This is a genomic window from Burkholderia anthinoferrum, assembly GCF_002925705.1.
Lineage (GTDB): Bacteria > Pseudomonadota > Gammaproteobacteria > Burkholderiales > Burkholderiaceae > Burkholderia > Burkholderia semiarida.
This window is the reverse complement of the sequence record NZ_LFZP01000057.1, coordinates 1-20,464: the sequence shown is the minus strand read 5'-3', so window position 1 is coordinate 20,464 and position 20,464 is coordinate 1. Positions and strand designations below refer to the sequence as shown.

The window sequence follows — 20,464 nt, the reverse complement described above, 5'->3', positions numbered from 1 at the left end:
GAACGAATCGGAGAATCGCCTGCGAATCGTTCCGTTGGATGACGGGCGGCCGAGCCGCGAAATGCCCGCGTCAATCCCGTGCACACCCGGATGCCCGCGGATTTTCGGCCGGACGACAATAGCGGCTACCGTATTCCATTCATTGAAATCGTCGAGGAGAGCCGACATGCAGGAACCTCGTTCGCGCGGAACGTCGCCGTCCGCCCGCGCGCCGCGCCCGGACGAGCACGCCGCCGATGCGGCAGATCCCGTCGATTCCGCCGGTGCGCCCGGCACCGGCATGCTGCAGCGTGCGTTCGCGATCCTGCGCGCGCTGGCCGGCATGCAGCAGGACGGTGTGCGCGTCACGCATCTGGCGAAGGCCGTCGGCCTGACGCAGGGCACCGCGCACCGCATCCTGCAATCGTTGATTGCCGAAGGGATGGTCGAACAGGACGAGCAGTCGAAGCTGTACCGGCTGAGCGTCGACTTTTTCGCGCTCGCCGCGCAGGCCGGCAACCCGAGCAGCATGCGCACGCTGTGTCGTCCCGCGCTGCTGCGGCTGTGCGCGAGCCTCGGCGAAACCATCTTCCTGCTGGTGAAGAGCGGCTTCGACGCCGTGTGTCTCGACCTGTGCGAAGGGCCGTTTCCGATCCGGTCGTTTACCGGCGATATCGGCGGGCGCATCGCGCTCGGCGTCGGGCAGGGCAGCCTTGCGATCCTCGCGTTCCTGCCCGAAGCCGAGCGCGAGGAGGTGATCCGCTTCAACGTGCCGCGCATCCGCGGCTACGGTGTGCTCGACGAGGTGTATCTGCGCACCGAGATCGAACGCGTGCGGCAACTCGGCTACGCGGGCCGCAACAGCGGCGTGCTCGACGGGATGGCCGGTGTCGCGGTACCGATTCTCGATCGCACCGGTTATCCGGTGGGTGCGCTGAGCGTCGGCACGCTCGCGTCGCGGCTCGGCGACGACCGGATGCCGATGGTCGTCGAACTGCTGCGACGTCAGGCCGCCGCGATCGGCCCGCGCACCAATCCGTTCGACGCCGCGTTGCGGCGGCCGATGCACGGGCTGTCGGGGAAAACCGTCTAGCCGCGTCGCGCGTGGCCGTTTCATCGGCTTGCCCGGCCCAGGCGCCATGCCGTTCGCCGGGGCGGATCGAACGCCTCGAATGACGTTTTTCGAGGGTTATACGACCTTTGAGCCATCCGCGTCACGTTCCATACTACATGTGAACGATCAAGCAGGAACCCGCACGCAAGCGCCATCGCGTGTCGCGTAGCCGGCCTGGTCAATCACGACACGAAAAGGAACGGAAGATGCGACTCAAAAGTAAATCGGCGTTGATCACGGGGGGCACCAGCGGCATCGGTCTGGCCACCGCGAAGCTGTTCATGGCGGAAGGTGCGCGCGTCGCGGTGACGGGGCGCGACGAGGCCGCATTCGAGCGCGTGAAGGCGGAACTCGGCGAGCATGCGCTCGTGCTCAAGGGCGACGTCAGGTCGCTGGACGACATGCGGGCGATTGCCGCCGCGGCCGACGAGACGTTCGGCGGCCTCGATGTCGTGTTCGCCAACGCGGGCTGGGCGTTCCCGTCCGCCGTGAACGACATCGACGACACGCTCTACAACGACATCATGGACGTCAACGTCAAGGGTGTGGTGTTCACGCTTCAAGCAGCGCTGCCGTACCTGCGCGAAGGTTCGTCGGTGATCCTCAATACCTCGTTCGTCGATCGGACCGGCAAGCACGGCATCTCGTTGACCGCGGCGGCAAAAGCCGCCGTGCGTTCACTGGCCCGCAGCTGGTCGTACGAATTTCTCGACCGGAAAATCCGTTTCAACGCGATCGCACCCGGCCCGATCGATACGCCGCTGCTCTCCAGGTGGGGCAAGCCCGACGAATGGGTGCGCGAGCGCAAGGCCGAATTCGCGCACGCGATTCCGGTGGGCCGCATGGGCAAGGCCGACGACATCGCGTACGCGGCGCTCTATCTCGCCAGCGACGAATCCTCGTACGTCGTCGGTACCGAGCTGGTCGTCGACGGCGGTGCGTCGCAGCTTTAAGCCCGCGCTTCGCGATCGCCGGGCCCGGCATGTCACCCCGGCTCATCCTCATCCCGATTTCACGTCCGCCGCGCCGTTCGCCGCGGCGGTTCTTCAATCCGGCCCGGCGCGGTTGCGCGCGCTCATGGGCTGAAGTTGCAAGGAGCAATCATCTTGACCGACAGTAGCGATAACCATGCGTCCGCCGGGCCGCTCACGCGGGCAGGCCGTTCGCGCCGCGACGTCCTGAAGTTCGGCAGCGCGGCCACCCTCGGCGCCGTGCTGGGTGGCGGCGTGGTGCTCGGGCACGCCACGCCGGCACCTGCGGGCAGTACGGGGCTGCTCGCGCCGAACGAGCCGCTCGAGATCCTGATCGTCAATTACGACGGCGGCACGCTGCTCGACTTCGCGGGCCCCAGCGAGGTCTTCCACCGCTTGCCGAATACGAACGTGCGCTATGCGAGCCTCGACGGCGGCAGCGTGACGCTCGAATTCGGCGTCGTGTACGGCAAGACCGAACGGCTGGCCGATATCGACAGGACCGACGTGATCCTCGTGCCCGGCGGGTCCAATTTGTCGGTGCCGATGCGGCCGGCGTATCAGGCGCAGATCCGCCGTCTGGCGGAGAGCGCCAAACACGTGACGTCGGTGTGCAACGGCTCGCTCGTGCTCGCCGCGACGGGCGTGCTCCAGGGCAAGCGCAGCGCCTGCCATTGGGCGTTCGTCAACAAGCTGGCCGAATATGGTGCGATTCCCGTTCCCGATCGCTTCGTCGAAGACGACAACGGCCGCTTCATGAGCGGCGGCGGCGTGACGGCGGGCATCGACTTCGCGCTGCGCGTGGCGGCGAAGCTGCGCGGCCAGCAGGCCGCCGAATACACGCAGCTCGTGATCGAATACGATCCCGATCCGCCGTTCCACGCCGGTCATCCGGGAGAGGCGCGGCCCGAACTCGTCGCGATGGTCGACAAGAAGCTGCCCGGTGCATCAAAGGGGCTCGCACGCATTCCCGGCGTGCGCTGAAACGCTTGCCGGCACCGCGAGCAGCGTTGCCGCCTCTTCAATTCAAACCCGATTCGGAAATCATTCGATGCGACGGATTCATCTTTGTACTGCCGCGCTTGCAGCGTGCGCGTCCTTTTTTGCACTCGCGGCGCCGGCTGTCGCCGCTGGTGCGCAACGCCTGCCTGAAGCGGCCATCAAGGCCGAAAACGCGCGATGGGCGGACGCCTTTGCGCGAGGGGATTACGACTCGATCGGCCGCCTCTATACCGACGACGGCGCGCTCTTGCCGCCGGGCGGCGACAAGGTCACGGGGCGCCGCGCGATCACCGAGTACTTCACCAACGGGTATGCCGGATCGAAACCCGGCACCGTGTCGTTCGACAACTACGAGTTCTACGGTAACGACCGGGCCGTGACGGAGGTATCGGATGTGGAGGTTCGCAATCACGACGGAGTGCTGAAGATCCGCGCGAAGCAGACGCTCGTGTTCCTGAAGCAGGGCGGCACGTGGAAGCTGCATCGCGACATGTGGAACGCTTACCCGCCCGTCAAGGATTGACGACGACTATCGACGTCCGGCGAAATGGCGCGTTGGGTACCCCCGCGCCAATCACCCATTGGCGAGACGTCGACCCGGCAGCGCGCTGACCGGCAGGCGGCCGATCAGCGCGCGGCGTTCGACCTGCTCTCGCGTCGAACCGCTTGCGGCGGGTGCCCGAGCAGCTTGATGAAGGCACGGCGCATCCGTTCCGGATCGGTGAATCCCACCGCCAGCGCGATCTGTTCGATCGGTTCGCTGCCGCTCTGCAGGCGTAGCCTTGCCGCTTCTACTCGTAGACGCTCGACCGCCCTCGCGGGCGTTTCCCCGGTTTCCCGGCGAAAGGCGCGCCCGAACTGTCGCACGCTCAAGCTCGCCGCATCGGCGAGCCGTTCGACCGGCAACGCTTCGGCCAGATGTTCGCGAGCGAAATTCAGTGCGATACGGATGCGATCCGATTCCGGCTCCATCTGCGACATCGCGGAGAATTGCGACTGCCCGCCGGGCCGCCGATACGGAACGACGAGAAGCCGCGAGACCTCGCGCGCGATCTCCGCGCTCATGTCCCGTTCGATCATGCCGAGCGCGAGGTCGATGCCGGACGCGATGCCCGCCGACGTCCAGACGCGGCCGTCGACGACATAGATGCTGTCGCCGTCGACCCGTGTGCGAGGAAAGCGCGACTGCAATTGCGCGGCGTATCGCCAGTGCGTCGCCGCTCTCAACCCGTCCAGCGAACCGGTTTCCGCAAGCAGGAATGCGCCGGTACACACGCTTGCCACTCGCGACGCCCTGGCGGCCAGCTTGCTGGCCGCGACGATATTCTCCGACGTTTGCATCGGCGCGATATCGCCGCCGACGAACACGACGGTGTCGAACGCGCGCCGTCCGATCGGCTTCGTGTCGATCGAAAGGCCGGTATTGCCGGGAATCGGGCCGCCGAATGGCGAGATGACGTGAAGATCGTATGGCGTGCGGCCGGCGGCCGTGGCCACCTGATTGAAGGCCGATAGCGGCCCGCCAAGATCGAGCGCGTCGTAGCCGCGGCAGACGAAAAATCCAATTCGATGCATGACGAAGCAATGAGTCGATAACCCCGGAATGGCGAATTTTACGGGGGAACCCTCGAATCATGTCATTTGGCTTGAAACGACGGAAAAGCGTCCTTTACGTCTTCATCGATCGACTGTATGGGTTTGCGCCGCGCGGATGCGATGCCGACAAGGAAGCAACGAACAGCGACGATAGGTGAATGCCGGTTGATCTCGCGCAGCGGGCGTCCCGATCCGGGAAAAAGCGCCGGTATTGCAGCGCAGCGAAAGACGGCGACGCCCGCCCGGTCGAGCCTCCGTCACGAACTGAAACCGCCGCCGCGGCCATCATGCGGATGCCGATGGTTGACCGCCGGCGGTCATGCTAGGATTTCCGTCAAACAACTCCGGAGACTGCGATGCCGTTCATCTGCGAAAACGTCGAATGTCGTGCCGTGCTGGCTCGCGGGCAGGTCAGGCACCATCAGGAGGGCGCGGGCTGGTGCTTCTACTGCCCCGACTGCAACACCCGAAACGAGTTGATGAATATCGGCACGGCCAGCGGTCCTGTCGAACTGGTTCAGCCGGAGCGGGCGAGCCCGCCGCACAAGGTCGTCGCGACGGCACGGCCGCTGGACGACGGCCGCTACGCGGCGCAGTTGAGCGTTCAGCGAGCGCTCGCCGTGAAGGGCACGTACGCGGCCGAAGAGCACTGGGACGAACTCGGCGTATTCGGCGACGCGCAGGAAGCCGTCGCGCATGCGAAGTCATTCGCCACGGACCTGCTGCAGCGCGCCGCGTAATCCGGCATTTTTCCGTGAATGAACAAGAGGCGTCGCGCATTCGTGCGCGACGCCTCTTTGCATTTTCCGCCTGCGTTTTTCAATCGCGGATATCGAACGCGAAGGACTGCTGCGCGATCCGTCGAACCATGCCGTCCCGAACCAGGCTCGCGAGAAGGCCATGCGTGGTCACGCAGCCGGCGCCTGTGCCGCGCGACCCCGTTCGCGGGCCGCGACGAGTTCCCGGATCCGCTCGCGGTCGGCCGGCGTCACCGGCGTGAAGGTCACGAGGCTCAGGTCCGGACTGCCGGTGACCGAGAACGCCGAATAGTCGAGCGCGATCCGGCCGACTTCCGGATGGCGGATCTCCTTCGTGCCTTCGTCGTGCGTTCGGATATCGTGGTCGCGCCACATCGCGTCGAATTCGGCGCTGGTCGCGCGCATCTCGTCGACGAACGCCTGCACGGCCTGCGTCGCGCCGCTGCGCGCGACGTCCGCACGAAACGCACCGACCGCGAACCGCGCGACGCGCTCCCAGTTCGGCTGCGCATCGCGCACGCGCGCGTCGACGAAGATCAGCCGCAGGATGTTGCGCGCGGCGGGCGGCAGCGTCGCATAGTCGGTCAGCGTCGCGGCCGCGGCGTCGTTCCATGCGACGACGTCCCACGTCGCGGTGCGGATGATCGCGGGGCTCGCGTCGAGCGAATCGAGCACGCGTTGCAGCCGCGGCGTCACGCTGGCCGGCGCGTGATAACGCACCTCGGGCGGATGGCCGACGCCGAGCAGGAACAGGTGTTCGCGTTCGGCGTCGTTGAGCATCAGCGCGCGGGCGAGCCGGTCGAGCACGTCGGCCGACGGTGCGCCGCCGCGCCCCTGTTCGAGCCACGTGTACCACGCGGCGCTCACGTGCGCGCGCTGCGCGACTTCCTCGCGCCGCAGGCCCGGCGTGCGGCGGCGTGTGGGCGGCAGTCCGAGCGCGGCCGGGTCGAGTTTCTCGCGGCGGTCCCGCAGGTACGCGCCGAGCAGGTTGTCGGGGGCGTCAGCCATATCCTGTTAGTTCGTTTACCGGTAAACCGTCACGGCTTCACCGCGAGCGGCGCTCGGCAGATAGTAAGCCTCCATTTCATCCGGAGGTGCTGAACATGCGTGTCTTTGTTACGGGAGCGTCGGGATTCGTCGGCTCGGCCGTCGTCGCCGAACTCTTGGCCGCCGGGCACTCGGTGCTCGGGCTCGCGCGGTCGGATGCAGCGGCGGCATCGGTTGCCGCGGCCGGCGCCGACGTCCATCGCGGGTCGCTCGAGGATCTCGAGAGCCTGACGCGCGGCGCCGACGCCGCCGACGCGGTGATCCACACGGGATTCAATCACGACTTCTCGCGCTTCGCGCAGAACTGCGAACTCGACCGCCGCGCGATCGAGACGATCGGCGCGGCGCTCGCCGGTTCGGCGCGGCCGCTGATCGTCACGTCGGGCCTCGCGCTCGTCGCGCCCGGCCGCGCGGCGACGGAGGACGATTCGCATGTGCCGGTGTCGGCGAATTATCCGCGTGCGTCCGAAGCGAGCGCGGTCGCGCTCGAAGCGCGCGGCGTGCATGCGTCGGTTGTCCGCCTGCCGCCGTCCGTGCACGGCGACGGCGATCACGCGTTCGTGCCGCGCCTGATTGCGTTCGCGCGGGAGAAAGGGGTGGCGGCGTACATCGGCGACGGCGCGAACCGCTGGCCGGCCGTGCACCGGCTCGACGCGGCGCGCGTGTATCGGCTCGCGATCGAGCGCGGCGCGGCCGGCGCGCGCTATCACGCGGTCGACGACATGGGCGTGCCGTTTCGCGAAATCGCGGAGGTGATCGGCCGCCGGCTGAACGTGCCGGTCGTCGCGAAGTCGGCGGCGGAAGCCGGCGAGCACTTCGGCTGGTTCGCGATGTTCGCGGGGATGGATGCGCCCGCAACCAGCGAGCGCACGCGGGCGTCGCTCGGCTGGACGCCGACACAGCCGGGGCTGCTGGCCGACATCGACCGGCCGGCGTATTTCGGAAGCTGACGAGCGACGGGCGCCGCGCATCATGCGCGGCTCGGGCCGTGACGAACACGCGTACGTCGCGGCCGCCCGCCTGCGGTGCGTCATTCGACCGGATGCAGATCCTGCAGCAGCGTCGGCACCAGCTCCGATACGGTCGGGTGGATATGCATCGCGCGGCTGATCGTCGTGTACGGCGCGCCGGCGGTCATCACGTCGAGTATCCCGTGCACGACTTCGTCGCCGGTCACGCCGAGGATCGACGCGCCGAGGATCGCGTGGCTATCCGCGTCGACGATCACCTTCATGAAGCCCTGGCTTTCGCCTTTCTCGACCGCCCGGCCGACGCGCGTCATCGGGCGCGTACCGACCAGCAGCCGGCGGCCCGTCTGCTTCGCTTCCTCGAGCGTCATGCCGACGCGGCCGAGCGGCGGATCGATGTACATCGCGTAGGCCATGATGCGGTCGGACACCTTGCGCGGATCGTCGTCGAGCAGGTTGGCCGCGACGATCTCGTAGTCGTTGTACGCGGTGTGCGTGAACGCGCCGCGCCCGTTGCAGTCGCCGAGCGCCCAGATGCCGGGCACGTTGGTGCGCAACTGATCGTCGACGGTGATGTAGCCGCGCGCGTCGGTGACGACGCCCGCGCGGTCGAGCCCGAGATCGTCGGTGTTCGGCACGCGCCCGACCGCGAGCAGCAGGTGCGAGCCCGCCACCTCGCGGCGGCCGCCCGCGCAGTCGAGGCCGACCACGATGCCGTCGCCGTCGCGGCGCGCGCTCAGGCAGTTCGCGTCGAGCTGCACGTCGATCCCTTCTTTTTCGAGGATCTCGCGCACGGCCTGCGACACGTCTTCGTCCTCGCGGCGGATCAGGCGCGGGCCTTTCTCGACGATCGTGACCTTCGAGCCGAAGCGGCGGTACATCTGGCCGAATTCGAGCCCGACGTAGCTGCCGCCGACGATCACGAGATGGTCGGGCAGGAAGTCGACGTCCATCATCGTCGAGTTGGTCAGGTACGGCACCGAGTCGAGGCCCGGCATCGCGGGCACCTGCGCGCGTCCGCCGACGTTGATGAAGATGCGTTCGGCTTCGAGCACGTCATCGCCCACGCGCACCGCGTTCGCGCGTTCGAAGCGGGCATGACCCTGAAAGACGGTCGTGTTGTCGAGGCCGCGCACCCATTGCTCGACGCCGTGGTTCGAGCGGCCCGAGATCTGGTCCTTGCGCGCCTTCACGGCTTTCATGTCGACGGTGACGGGGCCGCCAATCGACACGCCGTATTCGCTGGCGCGTCGGGCGAGCTGCGCGGCGTATGCGCTCGCGATCAGCGTCTTGGTGGGGATGCAGCCGGTATTTACGCAGGTGCCGCCGAAGCGGCCGCGCTCGACGATCGCGACTTTCATGCCGGCGCCTGCGAGCCGCGCGGCGAGCGGCGGCCCGGCCTGGCCGGTGCCGATGACGATCGCATCGAAGTGTTGCGTCATGACGTCCTCCTGGGCGGGGACAACGGGGAAAGGGGCAGGCGCAAGCCGCATGCCGTGCCGGCGGTCGCGCGGGCGACGAGCGCCTATGGTAGACCTGTTGGCCCGGTGTCGCGAGCGTCGGGCGGGCGACGCGCCGTATTGAAAAATGGCGCCGCCGCGGGTGGCGCGGCGTGCGGCGTCTAGTCCTTGCGCTGCCAGTGCCCGAACGACACCGGCCGGTGCGCGTCGGCGCGCGTGACGGTGACGTGGTCGGGCTGGTCGTCGAGCGGAAACGATTCGGTGACGATCCGGTTCGAAAACAGCCAGCCGTGCGTGCGCGGGTCGTAGCGGAACGTGATGTAGTCGGTCCAGTGCTGCCCGCACGCGACGGCGTTCTGCACGGTGAAATAGCGGCCCTTCACCGACACGCCGTTGCCGGCCGCATCGTCGGGATCGAACGGGTCGCACTGGCCGCCTTCGTTCGCGCGCAGCACGACTTGGTCGTTGCGGGCGGCGAGCCGGTACGTGTGATCGGCCTGTTCCTCGTAGATCAGCAGCGGGCGCGGCGACGGCTGCTCGCGCGTGTCCACTGCGCGATGCACGACGACGAGAAAGCTGTGCCGCCCGTTGTCGAGATCGGGGCCGGCCTGCGCGGTCAGCGGCTGGTAGCCGGGCGGCAGTTGCGCGGCGATCGATTTCGGCAGGGGGGCGGCGCGGGCGTGGAGCGAGAGGGCGGCGAACAGCGGGAGCAGCAGGGCGGAAAGGCGAAGGGCGCGCATGACAGGCGGTCCGGTCGAAAGGAGGAAAGGGAGATGAGTCGCGCGGCGCGTGACAGATCACGTCCGGACAACGCGCCGCCCGGCGCCGGATTTCCGCGCTCGTCGCTCGGGAAGGCGAGGCTGACGGTCGGGCTCGCGATGGACTCGCGAAGGATCGGATCGGCGACGGCGGCATCGTCGGGATAGCGGGCGGCGCGGATCTCGATCATGGGGCGGCGCGGGATCACGGGAAAGAGGGCCAGCATAGCAGCGCACAGCCGCTTTCGGCCATCCGCGAAGCGTGCCAGAATCGACCGCTCGACCGTCGGAAACGACACGCAGGCGCCGGCGCAGCGGCGTCGCTGACCAAGGAGACTTCGATGACCGCATCGGCTGCCGTACTCGCCATCCTGGCTGCGCTGTTTCTCGGCGCGATGATCCCGGGCCCGAGCTTCGTGCTGGTTGCCCGCAATTCGATCGGGCTGTCGCGCCGCGACGGGCTCGCCACCGCACTCGGCATGGGCATCGGCGGCATCGTGTTCGGCGGCGTCGCGCTGGCCGGGCTCTACACGCTGCTGCAGGCCGTCGAATGGCTGTACGTGGGCCTCAAGGTCGCGGGCGGCGCGTACCTGATCTACATGGCGTCGAAGATCTGGCGCGGCGCCGACCGGCCGATCGCGATGGACGATCCGCAGGCGATGGCCGGCGGCAGCGCGCGCAAGTCGTTCTGGACCGGCCTCACGACCCAGCTCAGCAACCCGAAGACGGCGATCTGGTACGGCAGCATCTTTGCGGCGCTGCTCCCGCAGCACCCGCCGCTGTGGTGCTATCTCGTGCTGCCGCCGCTCGTGTTCGCGGTCGAATTCGGCTGGTACACGCTCGTCGCGCTGTGTTTCTCGACGCGCCGGCCGCGCGAGCTCTACCTGCGCGCGAAGAAGTGGGTCGACCGCATCGCGGCCGGCGCGATCACGCTGCTCGGGCTGCGGCTGATCCTGAATGCGCCGAAAGCGGGGATCTGAGCTTCATTCCTGATCAGTACCGGCGCGAACCGGGGAGTCGGCCGGTTCGCAAACGTATGACTTCCTCGTGGCGCGCCGCTCGCCGGCTGCCGCCGTTCCTGCTTCCCCACCCGGCACCGCCGCCCGCCAAGCCTTGCGCGACGGGCGTTCGCATGGGTTGACCGGCGCGCCGAACGGCGCCGCTTCTCCGATTCTGGCGGTCGACTGCCCGACGACGTGTAAACTGCTGCCTTTTTTGACGGTTTGCAGCATGGTGCAAGCATTTCCGCGCCCGGCGTTGAGCGGTCCGACGCTCGTCCGGCTGCTCGCGCGCCTGGCCGATGCCGACGTCGCGGAATCCCGGCAGACACTGTCCGACCGGCTGAGCCAGTGGCTCGGCTGGACTGACGCGATCACGCTGTCGTCCGCGCTGAATGCGAGCCCGCCGGGCGTCGCGGCCGGCGTGCGCGGCTACGACGCCGAGCGCGATTGCGCGCGCGTGCGCCACGATCTCGCGCAGGCGATCACGGCCGCCAGCCGGCCGCGGGCGCGGCGCCGGCCGGGCGATCCGCCGCCGCCGGCCGCCGACACGGCCGATTTCGCGGATTTTCGTCAACGTTATCTGACCCTGCAGCAGGATATGGAAACGGCGATCGGCCAGTTGCGCGGCCGCCTGCGCGTCGCGCTCGCGGCACGCTCGTCCGGGATGGCGCGGCTCGCGACGCTCGACACGATCATGGAGCGCGTGCTCGGCGCGCGCGAGCGCAGCCTGTTGTCGGCCGTGCCCGCGCTGCTCGGCACGCGCTTCGCGCGGCTGCGTGAAGCGGAGCGGCAAGCGCTGGCTGACGCCGAATCCGCGGCCGCACTCGACGCCGCCGCCCCATCGGCGCCGGCCGATGAAGGCCCGGTGGCCGATACCCCGACCGTCGCGGCGATCGTGCCCGGCGCATGGCTCGATACGTTTCGCGACGAGATGCAAAGCATCCTGCTTGCCGAACTCGAAGTCCGGTTTCAAACGGTAGACGGGCTGCTCGCGGCCCTTCGCACCTGCTAATCAACACGCTATGTCCAGAATTCGCCTTGATCTCGTTGTCTTCGTCGCCGGTCTGCTCGCAGTGGGCTGGATCGGTGCCGGCTATGTCGCATCGAACCCGCTGGCGGCGGCCGTCACGCTGCTGATCGGCGCGTGCTACGTCGCCGGCGCATGGGAGCTGCTGCGCTACCGGCAGGCGACCGCCACGCTGTCGCGCGCGGTCGCCGGCCTGACCGAGCCGCCCGCGAAGCTCGATACGTGGCTCGACACGCTGCATCCGGGCCTGCGCGGCGCGGTGCGCGCCCGGGTCGAAGGCGCGCGCGTCGCGCTGCCGGGCCCGTCGCTCACGCCTTACCTCGTCGGCCTGCTGGTGCTGCTCGGCATGCTCGGCACGCTGCTCGGGATGGTCGTCACGCTGAAGGGCACGGGCGCCGCGCTCGAGAGCGCGACCGATCTCGACGCGATCCGCGCGTCGCTGATCGCGCCGGTGAAAGGGCTCGGGTTCGCGTTCGGCACGTCGATCGCCGGCGTCGCGACGTCCGCGATGCTCGGGCTGCTGTCCGCGCTCGTGCGCCGCGAACGGATCGATGCGGCCCAGCAGCTCGACGCGAAGATCGCGACGACGCTGCGCGTGCATTCGTCCGCGCACCAGCGCGACGAATCGTTCCGGCTGCTGCAGCGCCAGGCCGACGTGATGCCGGCCCTGGTCGACCGGTTGCAGACGATGATGACGACGCTCGAGGCGCGCAGCGTCGCGTTGCACGATCGTCAGCTCGAAAGCCAGCAGGCGTTTTTCGACCGGACCGAGCGGGCGTACGCGGGCCTGGCATCGAACGTCGGCGACGCGCTGAAGGAAAGCGCCGCCGAAAGCGCGCGCGTGGCCGGCGCCGCGTTGCAGCCGGTCGTCGCTGCGACGATGACGGGGCTCGCGCAGGAGATGGCCGCGCTGCGCGACACCGTGACGGGCGCGGTGCAGCGACAGCTCGACGGGCTGACGGACGGCTTCGAGAAGACCACCGGCAACGTGACGGCTGTGTGGAACCGCGCGATCGACGAACAACGTCAGGCGGGCAACGCCGTCGCGCAGCAGTTGCAGACGACGCTCGGCCAGTTCACCGACACGTTCGCGCAGCGTTCGTCGGATTTGCTCGACGGCGTCGCGACGCGCCTCGAATCGACCGAAGGCCGCCTGTCGGACGCCTGGCGCGATGCGCTGGCGCGCCAGGAGCAGGTCGGCGAGACGCTGGCCGGCCAGCATGCGCGTGCGCTCGGCGAAGCGGCCGCGACGTTCGAACGCCATTCGGCCGCGACGCTCGCCGCGATGCGTGAGTCGCACGCGGGTTTGCAGACGCAACTGGCCGCACGCGATGAAGAACGTCTCGCTGCGTGGAACGACTCGCTGGCGGCGATGGCCGCGAAGCTCGGCGACGAATGGCAGCGTGCGGGCGCGCATAGTGCCGCTCGTCAACAGGAAATCTGCGATGCACTCGCTCAGACGACGCGTGATCTGGCCGCACAGGCATCGACGTTCGAACAACGCTCGAACGACTTGCTGTCGACAATCCGCGAATCGCACACCGGCCTGCAATCGCAACTGGCAGCACGCGATGAAGAACGCCTGTCGGCATGGAACGATTCGTTGGCCGCAATGGCCGCGAAGCTTGGCGAAGAATGGCAGCGTGCCGGCGTGCACAGCGCCGGCCGTCAGCAGGAAATCTGCGATGCACTCGCTCAGACGACGCGTGATCTGGCCGCACAGGCATCGACGTTCGAACAACGCTCGAACGACTTGCTGTCGACAATCCGCGAATCGCACACCGGCCTGCAATCGCAACTGGCAGCACGCGATGAAGAACGCCTGTCGGCATGGAACGATTCGTTGGCCGCAATGGCCGCGAAGCTTGGCGAAGAATGGCAGCGTGCCGGCGTGCACAGCGCCGGCCGTCAGCAGGAAATCTGCGATGCACTCGCTCAGACGACGCGTGATCTGGCCGCACAGGCATCGACGTTCGAACAACGCTCGAACGATCTGCTGTCGACGATCCGCGAGTCGCACACGGGCTTGCAATCGCAACTGGCGGCGCGTGACGAAGAGCGCCTCGCCGCGTGGAACGATTCACTGACCGCAATGGCCGCGAAGCTCGGCGAAGAATGGCAGCGTGCTGGCGTGCACAGCGCCGGCCGTCAGCAGGAAATCTGCGAGGCGCTTGCACAAACGACGCGCGACCTCGCCGCACAGGCATCGGCGTTCGAACAACGCACGAACGATTTGCTATCGACGGTCCGCGAATCGCACACCGGCCTGCAATCGCAACTGGCTGCACGCGATGAAGAACGCCTGTCGGCATGGAACGATTCGTTGGCCGCGATGGCCGCGAAGCTGGGCGAAGAATGGCAGCGTGCAGGCGTGCACAGCGCCGGCCGTCAGCAGGAAATCTGCGACGCCCTCGCACAAACGACGCGCGATCTGGCCGCACAGGCATCGACGTTCGAACAACGCTCGAACGATCTGCTGACGACGATCCGCGAATCGCACACCGGCCTCCAATCGCAACTGGCCGCACGCGACGAAGAACGTCTCGCTGCATGGAACGATTCGCTCGCCGCGATGGCGGCCGCGCTGCGCGACGAATGGGCGCAGACGAGCGCGCAGGCCGCGGCGCGCCAGCAGGACATCTGCGACACGCTCACCCGCACCGCGAACGACATCACCGCGCAGGCGCAGGTTCACGCGAGCGACACGATCAACGAAATCGCACGTCTCGTGCAGGCCGCGTCGGAGGCGCCGAAGGCCGCGGCCGACGTCGTCGCCGAGTTGCGCCAGCGCCTGTCCGACAGCATGGTGCGCGACACCGCGACGCTCGAGGAACGCAGCCGCCTGCTCGCGACGCTGGAGACGCTGCTCGGCGCGGTCAACCACGCATCGACCGAACAGCGCGCCGCGATCGACGCGCTCGTCAGCACGTCGGCCGATCTGCTCGATCGCGTCGGTGCGCGCTTCAACGACACCGTCGATGCCGAAACGCGCAAGCTCGATTCGGTGGCCGCGCAGGTCACGGCCGGCGCCGTCGAGGTGGCGAGCCTCGGCGACGCGTTCGGGATGGCCGTGCAGGTGTTCGGCGAATCGAACGACAAGCTGCTCGCGCATCTGCAGCGCATCGAGGCCGCGCTCGAGAAATCGCTCGCGCGCAGCGACGAACAGCTCGAGTACTACGTCGCGCAGGCGCGCGAGGTGATCGACCTGAGCGTGATGTCGCAAAAGCAGATCGTCGAAGACCTGCAGCAGCTCGCCGGCCGGCGGGCGCCCGTCGGAGCGTAACGCATGCACGAGGAAATCGACGGCGGCGCGCAATCGGCGCCGGTATGGCCCGCGTTCGCCGACTTGATGTCGGTGCTGCTCGGCGCGTTCGTGCTGATCCTCGTCGGCGTGATCGGCATGCAGCTCCAGCTCACGTCGAAGCTCGAGGAAGCGGTGCGCGCGCGCCAGCTCGAGGCGCGGCAGCGCAAGTCGCTCGAACAGGCGCTCGCCGGGCCGCTCGCGGCCGGCCGCGTGACGCTCGTGAACGGGCGCATCGGCATCAGCGGCAACGTGCTGTTCGCGCTGAATTCCGACCAGTTGCAGCCCGCTGGCCGCGACCTGCTGAAGACGCTCGCCAGCCCGCTGGCCACGTACCTGAAGACGCGCGACGAGATCCTGATGGTCAGCGGCTTCGCGGACGACCAGCAGGTGCACGCCGGCAACCGCCTGTTCGCGGACAACTGGGAACTGTCGGCCAAGCGCGCGTTGACGGTCACGCGCGCGCTGATCGATGCCGGCGTGCCGGCCTCGTCGGTGTTCGCGGCCGCGTTCGGCTCCGAACAGCCGGTCAGCTCGAATGCGGACGATGAAGGCCGCGCGAAGAACCGCCGCGTGGAGATCGCGCCGGTGCCGCGCAAGTCGGCGTCGAACGGAGGAAAGGCAAAGTGACGGGCGACGCGACGCGGGTGCGCGCGACGCTCGATGCATGGCGCGAGCAGGGCGCCGACCGGCTCGATCCCGTGCGCTTTCATCGGATCGATGCGCTCGAACGGCGCGCCGCCGTGCTCGACGGCGCCGCGCGCGCGTTGCTCGACGCGCGGCTGGCGGCGCTGGTCGAAGGGTTTGCGGAGACCGTCGCGCGTGCGCGCGAAGCCGAAGCGACGCGCATGACGGTGGAAGCTTCGCCGGGTGCGCCCGCGCGTGGCGCGCTTGCCGCGCTCGTCGAAGGGCTCGCGCGCGATGCTCGGGCCGACCGGCGCGGGCTCGATCCCGAACTGGTCGACTACTTCCGCGCGACGTGGTCGAAAGTCCGCACGGAGCAGCAGTATCGACAGTCGCTCGATCAGGTGCCGCGCAACGCGGGGCCGCTCAACTCGAACAGCCTCGTGCACCGCTCGCTCGCGACGATGCGCGAACTGTCGCCGGACTATCTGCAGCAATTCCTGTCGTACGTCGATGCGCTCGCATGGCTCGAGGATCTCGCCGGCGGCGGCGCGCAGCCCGAGAAGGAAGCGCCGCGCGCGAAGGCCGCCAAACCGGCGAAGAAGTCGACGCGCGCCAAGGCGCGATAACGCCACGTCACGCCGCGCCGCGCGCGGTCCGCGTGCGGATCGCCTACCGGTTCGGCGTTGGGCGTCGATCGCCGCGCGTAGCGCGTGCAATGCTTCGACCCGTGCCGATATCGCGCGTGCGTTCGACGTCGGTGCGGGGATCGAGCGTCATCGAAGGGCGTTTCGATTGGCGGGTTGAGCCCGCGCGTCGCGCGGATCCGACGGATTATCGCATCGGCGTTCGGGGCCATGTATCGCTCATCCCGGCCGCCTGCGCGAACGTGTCGAGCGCCCAGCCTTTCCCGAGCAACAGCCGCCGCGTGTGCAGCGCGCCGTGCACGTCGTCGGCAACGGTGTCGCCGAGATAGCGCAACGCGCGGCCTTCGACATCGACGAAACCATGCCGGTAGTCCTGCGCGAGCGCCGTCCACAGCCGCGCGGCGCCGACCGACTGGCGCGCGCCGCTGATCAGACACAGGCCCGCGTCGAGCCCCCAGCGGTACAGCGTCGTCGCGAGGCCCTGGCGTTGCGCCGAGCCGCGCAGCCGTGTGTGCGGCGCGCGCAGGTAGCGGTCGGCGCGGCGCGGGATTTCGGGAAGCCGGTTGAACACCGTATAGCCGGCGAGCTGCCGGGCCGACGGATCCTCGACGTACAGGAAGTATTCGCCGTCGGCTTCGCGATGGCGCACGATCAGGCCCGAGCGGCCGAGCGCGACGCCCGGCAGCCCGTGCAGGCGATGCCCCGGCTGGTGGAGACGTTCATAAAGGGTGTCGAGTTCGTCGTCGATGTCGTGCTGGGAATGCTGTACGTCGATACGCATGGCAAAAGGCGCCCGTCCCGGGCGCATCGAGAAAGAAGTTCATGGCAACGGGGAAACGGAAATGAAAGCGGCCCCCGGGCTCGGCGAAGCGAGCCGGGGCCGCGAATCAGCTGGGGATGTGCTGGAAACCGGCGGCGATCGCGGCGAGGCCCGCGATGCAGAGTGCGAACAGGATCAGGACTTTGTGGATCACGCCTCTTTCCTCATGAACGCGCGGCGCCGAACGGGCGGCATCGCGGAGACGGTGAGCGGCGGGCACGGCCCGCGCGGCCGCCGCGCGGGGCGACGGTCGGGTGTCCGGCGACGGATCGTACGCGGACGGCCAGCACCATACGCGACGCGTCGGGAGCGGGCAATCGGACGGGTGGAGAAAAGCGACGAAAAGCGGAGAATCGCCGTGTTTCGCGACAATTGGCCGCATGGGGCGCGTTCAGGCGTGTGGAGATCCACGCGCAAGCGCATCGTCGAGCGCTGGACGGCGCATGTGGAAAGTGTCGCGGCCTGTGCGACGCCCGCGCCCGCTTGGCATCCGCGCGAGGAACCGGAGTGGCATGAACCGCCGCCCCGGCCGCGCCGTCACACCGCCTGCCGCCCGCCAAACGCCTGCCTGACCCGCGCGAACAAGCCGTGTTGCGCGATCCATTCGGCATACGCGCGATAGTCGGGGTCGCGCATCAGGTGGCGCTCTTCCGTTTTCGCGCGCGTGTAGTAGATCAGGTTGACGGCGACGAGCCCGGCGCAGTGCATGAGCCCGATCTGCCAGCCGAGCGGCTCGACGAACGGCACCGACACCATCCAGTACGACAGGTTCTTCGTGATGTACGCGGGATGCTTCGTGAAGCGGTACGGGCCCGACGTGATGATCCCGCGGTTGGTGAGGTTCGAGAACCGCAGCCCGAACGAGATCGTGCACAGCGCGTAGGTCAGCAGCAGCAGGATGATCACCGTGCCCCAGATCACGCGCAGCGTCGGCGCCGACAGCAGCCAGTTGTCCCAGAACATCGAGCCTTCGTAGCGGATGTAGTTGTTCGAGATCAGCGACCAGAACGGTTGATAGCAGATCAGCGCGGCGACCCAGCCGAGCGTCGTCGGCTCGACGGTGCGCACGTGGCTGTCGAGGATACGGAACGTGCACAGGTAGCCGACGGTGCCGAACATCAGGTCCATCGTGAACGACAGGTCGTACATGAACACGAAGGTCGCGATCGTCATCGGCGCATGCATCGCGTTTGCGAGCGACGCGCTCAGGTGATCGGCGTCCTTCGACAGGTAGACGGTCATCAGCGGCAGGAAAAACGCCTTCACGCCCCAGCCGGCCAGCATCTCGCGCACCGGCTTCCAGCTCGCGGGCCGCTCGCGGCGAAACAGGAAGCGGCCCCACAGCAGGTACGCGTCGTCGGTTTCGCGCTGGTGGCGGTCCATCCACGCGAAGTAGAACGGCGCGGCGACGATCACGTACGGCGCGAGCGAGCGCAGCAGCGACCAGAACGGCAGGTAGAACGCGCCGTGGTATTCGGGCAGCAGCCAGTAGAGGAGGCCGATGCCCGCGTAGATCGACGTCAGCGCGCCGAGCCGCGTCGCGACGCGCGCGACGCTCAGCGGCCGGACGGCCTGCCGTGACAGCCCCGCGCTCGGACGCAGGTAGACGCGCGAGATGAAGAGTTCGTGCAGCGCGATCGTGCCGATGATCGCGAGGCTGGCGACGACCGCGCGTGTCGCCGCGTCGAGGGCAGGGTGGTCGCGCGTGATCCACAGCGCGAAGAGCCCGGCCGCGATGCCGAGCAGGCCGGCGCGGAACGGCGTGGCGGAACGGGGTGGGCGGTCCGGAGCGGCGACGATGCCGTCGAGCGTCGAGTTCATGATCGGATCCTCGTAGGGATGAGGGCCGGCGCCCCCGCTTGGCGGGTGACGCCGGCCGTCGGCCGGGCTGTTTATGGATGCGCGCCCGGCCATTGGCCTGTCGTTTTGATACGTGATGCGTCGAGGCTTACTTCTTGGTGCCGGCGCCGAGCAGGCCGCCGAGCAGGTTGGTGACCGGCGACAGCAGGTTGCCGGTGCCGCTGGCGGCGCCGCCGCTCGTGCTGCCGGTCAGGCCGGTCACCACGGAGCCGCTGCCGCCCGGCGTCGTCACGGTGCCCGTCGCGCCGCCGGGGCTGACCGTGCCGACGGCGCCGGCCGAGCCGGCCGGCGTGCCCAGCGCACCCGTGAGCGTGCCGACCGGGCCGCTCGTCAGCACCCCGCCGAGCGTGCCGGACAGGTTGCCGCCCGGCGTCGTGACGGTGCCGGTGAGGCTCGCGCCGAGCGGCGTCAGCGAGTTGACGAGGTTGGTGACCGGCGCGAGCAGGCCGCCGAGACCCGCGCCGCTCGTCCCGCTGGTGCCGCTTGTGCCGCCGGTGCCGCTCGAGCCGATGCTGCCGAGCGCACCCGTCACCGTGCCGAGCAGGCCGGTGATCGGAGCGAGCGGGCCGCCGCTCGTACCGCTCGTGCCGCCCGAGCCGCTCGAACTGCTGCCGCCGCCGAGTGCGCCCGTCAGCGAACCGAGCACGCCCGTGATCGGGGCGAGCGGATTGCTGCCGCTGCTGGAACTGCCGCTGGACAGCAGGCCGCCGGCCGACGCCACCGTGTTACCGAGCTGGGCCACGCTGTTCCCGGCGCTCGTGCCGACCGGGTTGCCGGTTGCGCCGCCGACCTGCGAACCGGCCAGGCCGAGGCCGCTGCCGAGCGTGTTCAGCAGGCCGCTGAGCGGGGCGCCGAGCAACGTGGCGTTGCCGAGCGTTTGCGTGACGCCCGGCGTCGTGACGCCACCGGTCAGCGTGTTCGTGATCGGGTTGATCACGCTGCCGAGTTGCGTCTCGATTTGCTGCACCGGCGCGCTGTTCAGCGCCGTGTTCAGCGCCGATGCGGTCGAGTTGACTGCGGTGCCGACCGTGTTGACGAGACTGCCGACCAGCGTCGTCGCCGGCGCGAGCGGCGACAGCGGACCGGTGCCGAGGCTCGTCACGGCATTGCCGAGGCTGTTGACCGCACCGCCGGCGCCGGTCAGCAGGCCGGTGGTCGACGTGATCGTCGGGCCGAGCGGGTTCGGCGACACGCCGATCGAGCCCAGGCCGGCTGCGACGCCGTTGCCGAGCGATTGCACGCCGTTGCCGAGGCTGCTGACCGCATTGCCGACGCTGGTGGCCGTCGTCGGGTTCGTGCCGGGGATCTGCACGCCGCCGATCTGGGTGCCGCCGTTCACGACCGTCGTGCCGAGCGCCGTCACGAGGTTGCCGGATTTCTGGAGGACGTTGCCGAGCGGGGTGACGCTGGTGCCGGAGGTGCCGGAAGTACCCGAGGTGCCCGAGGTGCCGGAAGTGCCGGAAGTGCCGGAAGTGCCGGAAGTGCCGGAAGTGCCGGAAGTGCCGGAAGTGCCGGAAGTGCCGGAAGTGCC

At 68.7% G+C, this 20,464-nt stretch carries 19 protein-coding genes; 11 read left to right on the top strand and 8 right to left on the bottom strand.

The features are described 5' to 3' along the window. Positions 1-166 precede the first annotated feature (166 nt). The 4 genes from C5F75_RS27370 (at position 167) to C5F75_RS27355 (ending at position 3,589) form a co-directional block, all read left to right on the top strand. Positions 167-1,072 (top strand): IclR family transcriptional regulator, encoded by a 906-nt coding sequence (locus tag C5F75_RS27370; protein ID WP_089465415.1) that lies wholly within the window; start codon positions 167-169, stop codon positions 1,070-1,072. A gap of 227 nt (positions 1,073-1,299) precedes the next feature. Continuing rightward, on the top strand, positions 1,300-2,046 hold the full coding sequence (locus tag C5F75_RS27365) for an SDR family oxidoreductase (protein ID WP_104012998.1): 747 nt from the start codon (positions 1,300-1,302) through the stop codon (positions 2,044-2,046). A 153-nt stretch (positions 2,047-2,199) separates the two neighbouring features. Then, positions 2,200-3,048, top strand: coding sequence for a DJ-1/PfpI family protein (locus C5F75_RS27360; RefSeq protein ID WP_104012997.1), 849 nt, complete (start codon positions 2,200-2,202; stop codon positions 3,046-3,048). Between the two features lie 67 nt (positions 3,049-3,115). Then, positions 3,116-3,589, top strand: coding sequence for a YybH family protein (locus tag C5F75_RS27355; protein WP_104012996.1), 474 nt, complete (start codon positions 3,116-3,118; stop codon positions 3,587-3,589). Positions 3,590-3,693: 104 nt separating this feature from the next. Here the strand turns inward: C5F75_RS27355 and C5F75_RS27350 are convergent, their stop codons facing one another. Continuing rightward, a complete protein-coding gene (locus tag C5F75_RS27350; RefSeq protein ID WP_104012995.1) occupies positions 3,694-4,641 on the bottom strand; it encodes a GlxA family transcriptional regulator in 948 nt (315 codons plus the stop codon). A gap of 377 nt (positions 4,642-5,018) precedes the next feature. On the opposite strand from C5F75_RS27350, the gene C5F75_RS27345 reads away from it, so the two are divergent. Next, complete coding sequence (locus C5F75_RS27345; RefSeq protein WP_059580183.1) at positions 5,019-5,402, top strand: hypothetical protein; 384 nt, start codon at positions 5,019-5,021, stop codon at positions 5,400-5,402. 168 nt (positions 5,403-5,570) lie between these two features. On the opposite strand, the gene C5F75_RS27340 is transcribed toward C5F75_RS27345, so the two are convergent. Further along, positions 5,571-6,428, bottom strand: a complete 858-nt coding sequence (locus tag C5F75_RS27340) for a helix-turn-helix transcriptional regulator (RefSeq protein ID WP_104012994.1) — start codon at positions 6,426-6,428, stop codon at positions 5,571-5,573. A gap of 95 nt (positions 6,429-6,523) precedes the next feature. On the opposite strand from C5F75_RS27340, the gene C5F75_RS27335 reads away from it, so the two are divergent. After that, positions 6,524-7,417 (top strand): SDR family oxidoreductase, encoded by an 894-nt coding sequence (locus tag C5F75_RS27335; protein ID WP_059580330.1) that lies wholly within the window; start codon positions 6,524-6,526, stop codon positions 7,415-7,417. 80 nt (positions 7,418-7,497) lie between these two features. Here C5F75_RS27335 and C5F75_RS27330 read toward each other — a convergent pair whose 3' ends face one another. Together C5F75_RS27330 and C5F75_RS27325 are read right to left on the bottom strand one after the other, a co-directional pair. Further along, positions 7,498-8,877 (bottom strand): FAD-containing oxidoreductase, encoded by a 1,380-nt coding sequence (locus C5F75_RS27330; RefSeq protein ID WP_104012993.1) that lies wholly within the window; start codon positions 8,875-8,877, stop codon positions 7,498-7,500. A 179-nt stretch (positions 8,878-9,056) separates the two neighbouring features. Continuing rightward, positions 9,057-9,635, bottom strand: coding sequence for a hypothetical protein (locus tag C5F75_RS27325; protein ID WP_104012992.1), 579 nt, complete (start codon positions 9,633-9,635; stop codon positions 9,057-9,059). A gap of 359 nt (positions 9,636-9,994) precedes the next feature. Here C5F75_RS27325 and C5F75_RS27315 point away from each other — a divergent pair, with 359 nt between their 5' ends. Further along, a complete protein-coding gene (locus C5F75_RS27315) occupies positions 9,995-10,633 on the top strand; it encodes a LysE family translocator (RefSeq protein WP_059580193.1) in 639 nt (212 codons plus the stop codon). Between the two features lie 3 nt (positions 10,634-10,636). Here C5F75_RS27315 and C5F75_RS36485 read toward each other — a convergent pair whose 3' ends face one another. Further along, positions 10,637-10,885, bottom strand: a complete 249-nt coding sequence (locus C5F75_RS36485) for a hypothetical protein (protein WP_146075226.1) — start codon at positions 10,883-10,885, stop codon at positions 10,637-10,639. Between C5F75_RS36485 and C5F75_RS27310 the strand changes: the two genes are divergently transcribed. The 4 genes from C5F75_RS27310 to C5F75_RS27295 are packed head-to-tail and all read left to right on the top strand — an operon-like array spanning position 10,884 to position 16,235. After that, positions 10,884-11,666, top strand: a complete 783-nt coding sequence (locus tag C5F75_RS27310) for a DUF3348 domain-containing protein (protein ID WP_060315665.1) — start codon at positions 10,884-10,886, stop codon at positions 11,664-11,666. The genes C5F75_RS36485 and C5F75_RS27310 overlap by 2 nt on opposite strands. A gap of 10 nt (positions 11,667-11,676) precedes the next feature. Beyond that, positions 11,677-14,964 (top strand): DUF802 domain-containing protein, encoded by a 3,288-nt coding sequence (locus C5F75_RS27305; RefSeq protein WP_104012991.1) that lies wholly within the window; start codon positions 11,677-11,679, stop codon positions 14,962-14,964. Positions 14,965-14,967: 3 nt separating this feature from the next. After that, positions 14,968-15,612, top strand: a complete 645-nt coding sequence (locus tag C5F75_RS27300) for an OmpA family protein (RefSeq protein ID WP_059580201.1) — start codon at positions 14,968-14,970, stop codon at positions 15,610-15,612. Beyond that, positions 15,609-16,235 carry a DUF2894 domain-containing protein gene (locus C5F75_RS27295; protein ID WP_059580205.1) on the top strand — a complete coding sequence of 209 codons (627 nt, stop codon included), beginning with the start codon at positions 15,609-15,611 and terminating at the stop codon, positions 16,233-16,235. The genes C5F75_RS27300 and C5F75_RS27295 overlap by 4 nt, the downstream gene beginning before the upstream one ends. Before the next feature lie 205 nt (positions 16,236-16,440). Here C5F75_RS27295 and C5F75_RS27290 read toward each other — a convergent pair whose 3' ends face one another. The 3 genes from C5F75_RS27290 to C5F75_RS27280 all read right to left on the bottom strand — a co-directional run bounded on the left by C5F75_RS27290 (position 16,441) and on the right by C5F75_RS27280 (position 20,296). Beyond that, a complete protein-coding gene (locus C5F75_RS27290) occupies positions 16,441-17,034 on the bottom strand; it encodes a histone acetyltransferase (protein WP_179231762.1) in 594 nt (197 codons plus the stop codon). Positions 17,035-17,610: 576 nt separating this feature from the next. Beyond that, on the bottom strand, positions 17,611-18,894 hold the full coding sequence (locus C5F75_RS27285; protein WP_059640246.1) for an isoprenylcysteine carboxylmethyltransferase family protein: 1,284 nt from the start codon (positions 18,892-18,894) through the stop codon (positions 17,611-17,613). A gap of 127 nt (positions 18,895-19,021) precedes the next feature. Then, positions 19,022-20,296, bottom strand: a complete 1,275-nt coding sequence (locus C5F75_RS27280; RefSeq protein WP_104012990.1) for a collagen-like triple helix repeat-containing protein — start codon at positions 20,294-20,296, stop codon at positions 19,022-19,024. Positions 20,297-20,464: the final 168 nt, after the last annotated feature.

Bases quoted from the DNA above. Each gene is read 5' to 3' on its own strand.
- C5F75_RS27370 (WP_089465415.1), top strand. From the start codon at position 167: ATGCAGGAACCTCGTTCGCGCGGAACGTCGCCGTCCGCCCGCGCGCCG.
- C5F75_RS27365 (WP_104012998.1), top strand. From the start codon at position 1,300: ATGCGACTCAAAAGTAAATCGGCGTTGATCACGGGGGGCACCAGCGGC.
- C5F75_RS27355 (WP_104012996.1), top strand. From the start codon at position 3,116: ATGCGACGGATTCATCTTTGTACTGCCGCGCTTGCAGCGTGCGCGTCC.
- C5F75_RS27350 (WP_104012995.1), bottom strand. From the start codon at position 4,641: ATGCATCGAATTGGATTTTTCGTCTGCCGCGGCTACGACGCGCTCGAT.
- C5F75_RS27345 (WP_059580183.1), top strand. From the start codon at position 5,019: ATGCCGTTCATCTGCGAAAACGTCGAATGTCGTGCCGTGCTGGCTCGC.
- C5F75_RS27340 (WP_104012994.1), bottom strand. From the start codon at position 6,428: ATGGCTGACGCCCCCGACAACCTGCTCGGCGCGTACCTGCGGGACCGC.
- C5F75_RS27335 (WP_059580330.1), top strand. From the start codon at position 6,524: ATGCGTGTCTTTGTTACGGGAGCGTCGGGATTCGTCGGCTCGGCCGTC.
- C5F75_RS27330 (WP_104012993.1), bottom strand. From the start codon at position 8,877: ATGACGCAACACTTCGATGCGATCGTCATCGGCACCGGCCAGGCCGGG.
- C5F75_RS27325 (WP_104012992.1), bottom strand. From the start codon at position 9,635: ATGCGCGCCCTTCGCCTTTCCGCCCTGCTGCTCCCGCTGTTCGCCGCC.
- C5F75_RS27315 (WP_059580193.1), top strand. From the start codon at position 9,995: ATGACCGCATCGGCTGCCGTACTCGCCATCCTGGCTGCGCTGTTTCTC.
- C5F75_RS27310 (WP_060315665.1), top strand. From the start codon at position 10,884: ATGGTGCAAGCATTTCCGCGCCCGGCGTTGAGCGGTCCGACGCTCGTC.
- C5F75_RS36485 (WP_146075226.1), bottom strand. From the start codon at position 10,885: ATGCTGCAAACCGTCAAAAAAGGCAGCAGTTTACACGTCGTCGGGCAG.
- C5F75_RS27305 (WP_104012991.1), top strand. From the start codon at position 11,677: ATGTCCAGAATTCGCCTTGATCTCGTTGTCTTCGTCGCCGGTCTGCTC.
- C5F75_RS27300 (WP_059580201.1), top strand. From the start codon at position 14,968: ATGCACGAGGAAATCGACGGCGGCGCGCAATCGGCGCCGGTATGGCCC.
- C5F75_RS27290 (WP_179231762.1), bottom strand. From the start codon at position 17,034: ATGCGTATCGACGTACAGCATTCCCAGCACGACATCGACGACGAACTC.
- C5F75_RS27285 (WP_059640246.1), bottom strand. From the start codon at position 18,894: ATGAACTCGACGCTCGACGGCATCGTCGCCGCTCCGGACCGCCCACCC.